The organism is Pseudomonas citronellolis, assembly GCF_029335315.1.
GTDB classification, from domain to species: Bacteria; Pseudomonadota; Gammaproteobacteria; order Pseudomonadales; family Pseudomonadaceae; genus Pseudomonas; species Pseudomonas citronellolis_A.
In genome coordinates this window covers 1-7,451 of record NZ_JARJLT010000312.1, presented here as the reverse complement: position 1 = coordinate 7,451, position 7,451 = coordinate 1, and the positions used below count along the sequence as shown (strand labels likewise).

At 68.4% G+C, this 7,451-nt stretch carries 10 protein-coding genes and 1 pseudogene; 7 read left to right on the top strand and 4 right to left on the bottom strand.

Translation table 11 applies throughout. The annotated features are described in order from the left end of the window. Nucleotides 1-168 (top strand): annotated as a pseudogene (locus P3W75_RS31835) (AraC family transcriptional regulator); the annotation flags it as partial. 3 nt (nt 169-171) lie between these two features. On the opposite strand, the gene P3W75_RS23500 reads toward P3W75_RS31835, so the two are convergent. From P3W75_RS23500 to P3W75_RS23490, 3 genes are all read right to left on the bottom strand, one after another. Further along, on the bottom strand, nt 172-756 hold the full coding sequence (locus P3W75_RS23500; protein ID WP_276229719.1) for a GNAT family N-acetyltransferase: 585 nt from the start codon (nt 754-756) through the stop codon (nt 172-174). 158 nt (nt 757-914) lie between these two features. After that, the gene (locus P3W75_RS23495; RefSeq protein WP_276229718.1) at nt 915-1,949 is read right to left on the bottom strand and encodes an aldo/keto reductase; all 1,035 of its coding nucleotides are present in this window, start codon (nt 1,947-1,949) and stop codon (nt 915-917) included. Nucleotides 1,950-2,081: 132 nt separating this feature from the next. Continuing rightward, nucleotides 2,082-2,957: a hypothetical protein gene (locus tag P3W75_RS23490; protein WP_276229717.1), complete on the bottom strand. Its 876-nt coding sequence runs from the start codon at nt 2,955-2,957 to the stop codon at nt 2,082-2,084. A gap of 189 nt (nt 2,958-3,146) precedes the next feature. On the opposite strand from P3W75_RS23490, the gene P3W75_RS23485 reads away from it, so the two are divergent. From P3W75_RS23485 to P3W75_RS23475, 3 genes are read left to right on the top strand one after another with little or no spacing between them, the layout of a single operon-like run. Beyond that, a complete protein-coding gene (locus P3W75_RS23485; protein WP_276229716.1) occupies nt 3,147-4,217 on the top strand; it encodes a helix-turn-helix transcriptional regulator in 1,071 nt (356 codons plus the stop codon). 38 nt (nt 4,218-4,255) lie between these two features. Next, entirely contained in the window at nt 4,256-4,420 is a 165-nt protein-coding gene (locus P3W75_RS23480; RefSeq protein ID WP_276229715.1) for a hypothetical protein, read from the top strand. A gap of 3 nt (nt 4,421-4,423) precedes the next feature. Then, complete coding sequence (locus P3W75_RS23475) at nt 4,424-5,146, top strand: hypothetical protein (RefSeq protein WP_276229714.1); 723 nt, start codon at nt 4,424-4,426, stop codon at nt 5,144-5,146. A gap of 7 nt (nt 5,147-5,153) precedes the next feature. Here P3W75_RS23475 and P3W75_RS23470 read toward each other — a convergent pair whose 3' ends face one another. Next, a complete protein-coding gene (locus P3W75_RS23470) occupies nt 5,154-5,591 on the bottom strand; it encodes an Lrp/AsnC family transcriptional regulator (RefSeq protein ID WP_276229713.1) in 438 nt (145 codons plus the stop codon). 134 nt (nt 5,592-5,725) lie between these two features. Between P3W75_RS23470 and P3W75_RS23465 the strand changes: the two genes are divergently transcribed. The 3 genes from P3W75_RS23465 to P3W75_RS23455 all read left to right on the top strand — a co-directional run. Beyond that, complete coding sequence (locus P3W75_RS23465) at nt 5,726-6,634, top strand: DMT family transporter (RefSeq protein WP_276229712.1); 909 nt, start codon at nt 5,726-5,728, stop codon at nt 6,632-6,634. A gap of 60 nt (nt 6,635-6,694) precedes the next feature. Continuing rightward, nucleotides 6,695-7,096 carry a hypothetical protein gene (locus tag P3W75_RS23460; protein ID WP_276229711.1) on the top strand — a complete coding sequence of 134 codons (402 nt, stop codon included), beginning with the start codon at nt 6,695-6,697 and terminating at the stop codon, nt 7,094-7,096. Nucleotides 7,097-7,209: 113 nt separating this feature from the next. Continuing rightward, on the top strand, nt 7,210-7,451 hold a 242-nt coding region (locus P3W75_RS23455; protein WP_276229710.1), incomplete at its 3' end, for a helix-turn-helix domain-containing protein.

Sequence of the window (7,451 nt, the reverse complement as noted above, 5' to 3'; positions counted from 1 at the left end):
CTGGACGAGCAGGGCCTGAGTTTCCGCCAGTTGCTCGACCTGGTGCGCGCCGAGCTGGAGCAGCACCTGGAACTGCAGGGCCTGGCCCGTGGCGAGATCGCCAGCCGCCTGGGCTACGCCGACCTCGACGCCTACCAGCACGCACGCCGGCGCTGGCGTACGGACTGAGCCTCAGCCGCGGCCGAGGCGGGCGCGCAGCCCGGCGCGCACCGCCGGCCACTCGTCGTCGATGATGCTGAAACGCACCGAGTCGCGCTTGCGCCCGTCGGGCATGATCCGTTCGTGGCGGACGATGCCTTCCTGCACGGCGCCCAGGCGCAGGATGGCGGCGCGGGACTTCTCGTTGAGCACGTCGGTGGTGAACTGCACGCGCACGCAGTCCAGCACCTCGAAGGCGTATTCGAGCAACAGCAGCTTGGCCTCGGTGTTGATCGCCGAGCGCTGCGCCGAGGCGGCCAGCCAGGTGTGGCCGATCTCCAGCTTGCGGTTGGCCCGGTCGATCTTCCAGAACCGCGTGCTGCCGACGATGCGCCCGTCGCGGCGGTCGCGGATGGCGAAGGGCAGCACGCTGCCGGCGTCGCGCCCGGCCAGGGCCTTGTCCAGGTAGGCGTCGACGCTGTCCGGGCCGGGCACCACAGTGACCTTGAGGTTCCACAGCTCGCCGTCGGCGGCGGCGGCCACCAGCGCGGCGGCATGCTCGCGGAGCAGGGGCAGGAGCTCGGTGTGCTCACCGGTGAGGACGGGGTAGGACGACATGCGCGCGGCTCCGGAAGAGGAGCCGCGAGCTTGCCGGTTTTGCCCACGCCTGGAAAGGCGCGGGCAAACCACGTAGGGCGAACAACCGTTCGCGGTTATCCGCCGACCGGGGGGCGACGGCGGATAACGCCCGGGGCGTTATCCGCCCTACGAGAGTGTCAGCCCAGCTGGCCGCGGCGGTACTCGCCCTGGCGCTCCAGCATCCAGCCGGGGTACTCGGCCGGCAGCGCGCTGACCTGGTCGAGCCGGGCCAACTCCTCGGCGCTCAGCTCGACGCGGGTGGCGGCGATGTTGTCGTGCAGCTGCTCCAGGCGCTTGGCGCCGATGATCACGCTGGTGACCACCTCCTGGTGCAGCAGCCAGGCGAGGGCCACCTGCGCCACCGAGACGCCCTTGGCCTCGGCGATTTCGCGCATGGCGTCGACGCAGTCGTAGGCGCGCTCGCGGTTCACCGGCGGGAAGTCGAACTGGGTGCGCCGGCTGCCGGCCTCGGCCTCCAGGCCACGGCCGTACTTGCCGCTGAGCAGCCCACCGGCCAGCGGGCTCCAGACCATCAGGCCGACCTTCTCGCTGCGCAGCATGGGCACCAGTTCGCGCTCCAGGTCACGGCCGGCGACGCTGTAGTAGGCCTGCAGCGACTCGAAGCGGGCCAGCCCCAGGCGCTCGGCGGTGCCGAGGGCCTTCATGATCTGCCAGGCCGCCCAGTTGGACACCCCGACGTAGCGCACCAGGCCCTGGCGCACCAGGTCGTCGAGCGCGCGCAGGGTTTCCTCGATCGGCGTGGCCGGGTCGAAGCCATGCACCTGGTAGAGGTCGATGTGCTCCAGCTGCAGGCGCTCCAGGCTGGCCTGCACGCCGCTGGCGATGTGATAGCGCGACAGCCCGCGGGAGTTGGCGCCACGGGTGCCGGTTTCGCCGAACACCTTGGTGGCGATCACCACGTCCTCGCGGGGCACGCCGAGGCTCTTCAGGGCCTGGCCGGTGATGACCTCGGAGCGGCCTTCGGAGTAGACGTCGGCGGTGTCGATGAAGTTGACGCCAGCCTCCAGGGCGGCGCCCACCAGTTGCTCGGCCTCGGCCTGCTGCAGCTTGCCGATCTGGCTCCAGAGCTGGCCTTCGCCACCGAAGGTCATGGTGCCCAGGCAGAGTTCCGAGACGAACAGGCCGGTGTTGCCGAATTTTCTATAGCGCATGGGAAGCTCCTCGGGGAGGGCAGGAAAGGCGCCGGCCCGTGGCCGGGCGGCGAAGCCCATGCAGTATGGAAGGCGCGCGAGGAAATCCGGCACTCGATTGCTGCCGGATTCTTGCCTATTGCTGCCGGCGTCCTACGGCGTCGGATCCAGGCAGCGCAGGTCATAGCCCGCGATGAACAGCGCGGCCTCCAGGGCGTGGGCGCGAGCGCTCGGGTCGCTGCCCATGCCGATGAACAGTTGGGTGCGCGACAGGACCCGGCGGATGATCCAGCCGAGGATCACCTGGTAGCGCGCCCATTTCTCGTTCTTCACTTCCGTGTAGAACTGGGGGGCCCGGGAGAAACCCAACTGGTTCGGATTGCGCACTTGCTCGCCGCGCGCGCCGCCGCTGGGGAAGCGCAGCAGGGCGGGATGGCTGGCTGTCTGCCGATAGAGCGCATAGAGCATAGCGCTGGCCGCGCCCACGCGGCTGTCGTAGATCGGCGAGCCACCACCGTCGAGCAGGGCGTGGATCTTGGTCAGGCCGGCGTCGAACAGCAGGATGCTGCCGGGGTTGAGGTCATCCAGGCGCTGCGTGCCAAAGGGGTCGAACAGTCGCCGGCAGTCTTGCAGGTAGGCCACCAGGCCGTTTTGGGCCCGCAGCTGTTTCAGGAAGGTCATCGCGCCGTCCACGCCGCCCCAGCGCAGAACCGCCAGGCAGACTTCCAGCGTGCGTTGCTCGTCGCCATCGGCCACCGCGTTGCCGAGTCGTGCGCGCAGCAGGCCCAGCGAATGCCGGGTGCTGGCCCAGTCCTCGGAGTTCACCGCAACGCCCTGGTCGTCCCAACTGGCCTTCCACGCGTAGTGCTGCAGCAAGGCTTCCACACCGCGCACGTCGGTCTTGATGGCCTTGCTGACCTTGGGGCTCTGCTTGATGTCGAGCCTGAACGTCAGGCTGTCGAGGTTCAGGCACAGCCATTCCACGAAGCCCTGCGCGTCCGGCTGGTTGAAGAAGTCCTGTTGGTTCATCTGTGTCAGCTGGCGTGACGGCACTGGCGACTCCTTGTGCGGGGGGAGGGACGGCGGACCTCTTGCTCCGCCGGTCGCGCATGGTAGCCTATGGCCACAAATTCCGCTGCAAGTGCTCTGGTCCGCCTGTTGTGGGCCTGTAACTTGCCGTAGTCGGACGACAGAAGTTGTCGCAGAGGGAGCTGCCCCATGGGCCAAGAAAAACAATCCAGGACCGCCAATACGCTGATCCGTCGCGACCGCGTGCGGGCGTTGGTGGGGGAGGCGGGCAAGGCCGGCATCTCCGCCGCCGAGCTGACGCAGAGGCTTTTCGACGAAGACTTCGACGTGGTGCTGCGCACTGTCCAGCGCGACCTCGAGCTGCTGACCGGGATGCACGAGCTGAGCCGCTTCCAGCGCGAAGGCCAGGCGCGCTGGCGGACTTCGGGCAAGGGCCGGCTGGGTGTCGCTGCGGCCCCGACACTGAAACCCGACGCGGCGGCGCTGAAGTCGGCTCGGTTGGCGCTGGGCATCGTCACTCTCTACGAGCAGGCCAGCCACCTGCTGCACTTCGCCGCGCTGGACGACTTGCGCGAGCAGTACCTGCAGGCGCGCCAACTGCTCGACAAGTTCCTGCGCCACGAGGGGCGCTGGCTGGGCAAGGTGGTGGTCGGCACCCAGCACCTGCAACTGCGTCGCGCCGCCATCGACCAGCGCTGGCTGCGTGAACTGCAGATGGCCCTGCTCGGCGGCTACCAGGTGGAGCTGCGCTATTACTCGCGCTCCCAGGACCAGGAGCAGAGCTACGTGGTACACCCGCTGGGGCTGTCCTACCGCGATTCGAGCATCTACCTGGTCTGCACCATCGACACCAGCGAGAAGGTCCGCAGCCTGCCGCTGCAACGCATCCTCGCGGTGCGCGCGCTGGAGTCGCGCCAGGCGCGCGAGCCGGAAGGCTTCGACCTGCGCCAGCACCAGCACATCCTGGTCGAGCCCGACCCCATCGCGCTGAAGCTGCGCATCAGCCCGAGCATGCGTTTCCGCCTGGACGACAAGGAGACGCCGCTGGCCGAGCAGCAACGCTTCACCGAGCTGGCAGACGGCCGCTGGCTGCTGGAATGCCAGGTGCCGTACAGCCAGGGGCTGCTCTGGTGGATCCTCGGCCATGGCGCCACCGTCGAGGTTCTGGAGCCGCCGAGCCTGCGCCGCCAGGTCGCCGAGTGCGTGGCCGAGGTGGCCGCCTTCTACCGCGAGACGCCAGCGACAGAAGCTGTCGCCTGACCGCCTAGGCTGGTCTCCTCAACGACGAGGAGACCCGCATGAAGACCTATTCCGCATTCCTGCAACGCATCCGTTCCGACGCTGGCGAGAAGGCCAACCTGCGCGTCCAGGTCGAGGCGCCGAGCTCGGCCATGGCACGGCTCACCGCGGAGGCGCGCTTCCCCGGTTACCGCTGCGCCAGCGCGCCGGTGCCGGTACGCTGAGCGATGCTCGACGACAAGCTGGAGCGGCCCGGGCGGCTGCTGTTCGAGGCGCAGCCGCGGGTACTCGACATCGCCCTGCTCAGTGACAGGGTCACCGACGCCTGCCGCTGCGCCGAACGCCTGCTTGGCGATGTGGCCCTGCCGACCTGGCCGCGTACTCGCGTCCGCCTGCATGGCTACAGCTGGCGCCAGCCGCTGCCGGGCTTCTGGCATGAATTGCATGTGCTGGATGCCGCCGGGCTGCCGGCCGGGCGCGCGGCGGAGCTGGCAGGACAGACCGCGCAGCTCAACCTGCATTGGGTCGGCGCATCGGCGGGCGCGGGGGCGCATGACCTGCACTGGAGCGAACGCGGGATCATGCTGGCCTACCTGCGGCAGTTGTTCAGCGCACTGGAGGGGCGCAGTTTCTTCGGCCTGGGCTGGAGCGACTACCTCCAGCACCTACGCCAGCCCGGCCGGCGCCGTGGCCTGCAACTGTCCGCCGGGGGCTGGCGAGAGGGCATGTGCCAGTTGCAGGAGGAACTGGCCGGGGCGGGACGGGCCAGCTCCTTGCTGCTGTTCGTAGCGCAGCGGCTGGTGCCGACCTTCGGTGACTACGTGACGATCTGCGACGAGCTGGAGCGCTGCCTGCCGGCGGACTGCCTGCTCAGCCTGGGCATCTTCCGGCAGGCCTCGGGCGCTCCCGACCTGCTGGCCCTGGCGAGCCTGCGCGAGGCTTGCGGCTGAGCGCGGCTCAGGCCATCGGCGGCAGGCGGCGCTTCACCGGGGTCTTCTTGACGATGGCAGTGCTGGTCTCGGCGTAGGGGTTGATGCGGTCGAGCAGGGTGTCCAGCTGTTCCATGTCGCGCACGCACAGGCGCGCCACGAAGCAGTCGTCGCCGGTGACCTTGTCGCACTCGGTGAACTCGGGGATGGCCTCGATCTGCCGTTCCACCTCGTGCAGGCGGCCGGGCAGGGGGCGTACGCGGACGATCGCCTGCAACTGGTAGCCGAAGGCCTTCGGGTCCACCTCCAGGGTGTAGCCGCGGATCACCCCACGCTCCTCCAGCTTGCGCAGGCGCTCGCCGACGCTGGGCGCGGAGAGGCCGCTGAGCTGGGCCAGGGCCTTGAGCGAGCGGCGCGAGTCCTCCATCAGGGCGGCGATCAGCAACTGGTCGATTTCGTCGGTCATGGCGGGTTCGTTAGGTGAATGACGGTATTCGCCTTGATAGTAAAGGCAGATTGCTGATGTCGCCTATGCAATGCGATGGATGGGCCGGCATGTGCCTTGTCATTCTGTAGGCACGCCTTGCAGGAGGATTTTTCATGGACAAGTCCATTCAACGCGGCAGCCTCGAAATGACCGCCGCCATGCTCATCTGCGGCACCATCGGCTGGCTGGTGCTGGTATCCGGCCAACCGGTGCTCGACGTGGTGTTCTGGCGCTGCGCGTTCGGCGCCGCCACCCTGCTGATCGCCTGCGCCGCGCTCGGGCTGTTGCGCCCGGGCCTGCTGAGCCTGCCGGCGTTCGGTTTGGCGCTGCTCAGCGGGGTGGCCATCGTCGGCAACTGGGTGCTGTTGTTCGCCTCCTATTCGCGGGCGTCCATCGCCATCGGCACCGCCGTCTACAACACCCAGCCGTTCATGCTGGTGCTGCTGGCCGCGCTGCTGCTCGGCGAGAAACTCAGCGCGCGCAAGCTCGGATGGCTGGGCCTGTCCTTCGTCGGCATGCTGGCCATCGTCAGCGCCCACGGCGCGAGCGCCGCCGGCAGCGACTACCTCGGCGGCATCGGCCTGGCGCTGGGCGCGGCGCTGCTGTACGCCTTCGCCGCGCTGATCATCAAGCGCCTGCAGGGCGTGCCGCCGCACCTGATCGCGCTGATCCAGGTGTGCAGCGGGGTGCTGCTGCTGGCGCCCTGGGCCGACTTCGCGGCGTTGCCGCGGCAACCGTCGGCCTGGGCCAGCCTGGCGACCCTGGGCATCGTCCACACCGGCCTGATGTACGTGCTGCTCTACGGCGCCATCCAGAAACTGCCGACGGCGCTGACCGGCGCGCTGTCGTTCATCTACCCGGTGGCGGCGATCCTGGTCGACTGGGTGGTGTTCGGCCACCGCCTGGGCCTGGCCCAATGGCTGGGCGTGGCGGCCATCCTGCTGGCCGCGGCGGGCATGCAGCGCGACTGGGGGCTGCCGTGGCGCTCGCGGGCGCGGTCGGTGGATTACGGAAAACGCTGAAGTGTGGGAATTTTTCCCGTGGCACGTACTCCAACTCGGACCAAGTCTCGCCATGGGTGAATGATGAACTACAAGCTGTTGCCATTGATCGGGGTCGCCGCGCTGCTCAGCGCCTGCGGCAAGCCAGCGGACGTCTGCGCCAGCAAGGACATGCGCAACCAGTTGGTGAAGGTGTTCACCGACGGCCCGCTGGCCGGTCGCGGCGACCTGCTGAAGGACGCCGAGCTGAGCGACGCGGCCATCCTCGAGAAGGACCCGGACAGCGGCGTGCTCGAATGCGTGGCCACCTTCCGCGTGCCGGTGGGCCAGCAGGTGGTGCAGGGGCCGCTGGAGTACCGCATCGCCCCGGCGGCGAAGTCCGACCACGACTACCTGCTGCTGTTCACCAAGAGCGACCGCGCCCTGGCCCTGGCCGATCGCATCCGCCGGGTGTTCCCCAGCGCCGGCGACCAGCAGCAGTAGCCGGCGGCTTTCCCGCGCCCATGAAAAAGCCCGGCATCAGCCGGGCTTTTTTCGTTCAGGTGTCCCGTCCTGAATAAGGTTTACACCTTAGCCCTTATTTCAGGAGAGCTGCGATGGCAGAAGGTGTGCGGCGTAGCCAGCGTGATTACACGCTGGCTTTTAAACTGGCGGTGGTTGATCAGGTCGAAAAGGGCGAAATGAGTTACAAGGAGGCTCAGGCCCGCTTTGGCATTCAGGGTCGCTCGACGGTGCTGGTGTGGTTGCGCAAGCACGGTCGGCAAGACTGGAGCCAGGGCGCCTCTATTCGTTCTGCCAGGAGACAGCCGATGTCCGAAGCCCCCAAGCCACTGACCCC

Coding starts and splice junctions, on each gene's coding strand:
- P3W75_RS23500 (WP_276229719.1), bottom strand. CDS start 756: ATGTCGTCCTACCCCGTCCTCACCGGTGAGCACACCGAGCTCCTGCCC.
- P3W75_RS23495 (WP_276229718.1), bottom strand. CDS start 1,949: ATGCGCTATAGAAAATTCGGCAACACCGGCCTGTTCGTCTCGGAACTC.
- P3W75_RS23490 (WP_276229717.1), bottom strand. CDS start 2,957: ATGAACCAACAGGACTTCTTCAACCAGCCGGACGCGCAGGGCTTCGTG.
- P3W75_RS23485 (WP_276229716.1), top strand. CDS start 3,147: ATGGGCCAAGAAAAACAATCCAGGACCGCCAATACGCTGATCCGTCGC.
- P3W75_RS23480 (WP_276229715.1), top strand. CDS start 4,256: ATGAAGACCTATTCCGCATTCCTGCAACGCATCCGTTCCGACGCTGGC.
- P3W75_RS23475 (WP_276229714.1), top strand. CDS start 4,424: ATGCTCGACGACAAGCTGGAGCGGCCCGGGCGGCTGCTGTTCGAGGCG.
- P3W75_RS23470 (WP_276229713.1), bottom strand. CDS start 5,591: ATGACCGACGAAATCGACCAGTTGCTGATCGCCGCCCTGATGGAGGAC.
- P3W75_RS23465 (WP_276229712.1), top strand. CDS start 5,726: ATGGACAAGTCCATTCAACGCGGCAGCCTCGAAATGACCGCCGCCATG.
- P3W75_RS23460 (WP_276229711.1), top strand. CDS start 6,695: ATGATGAACTACAAGCTGTTGCCATTGATCGGGGTCGCCGCGCTGCTC.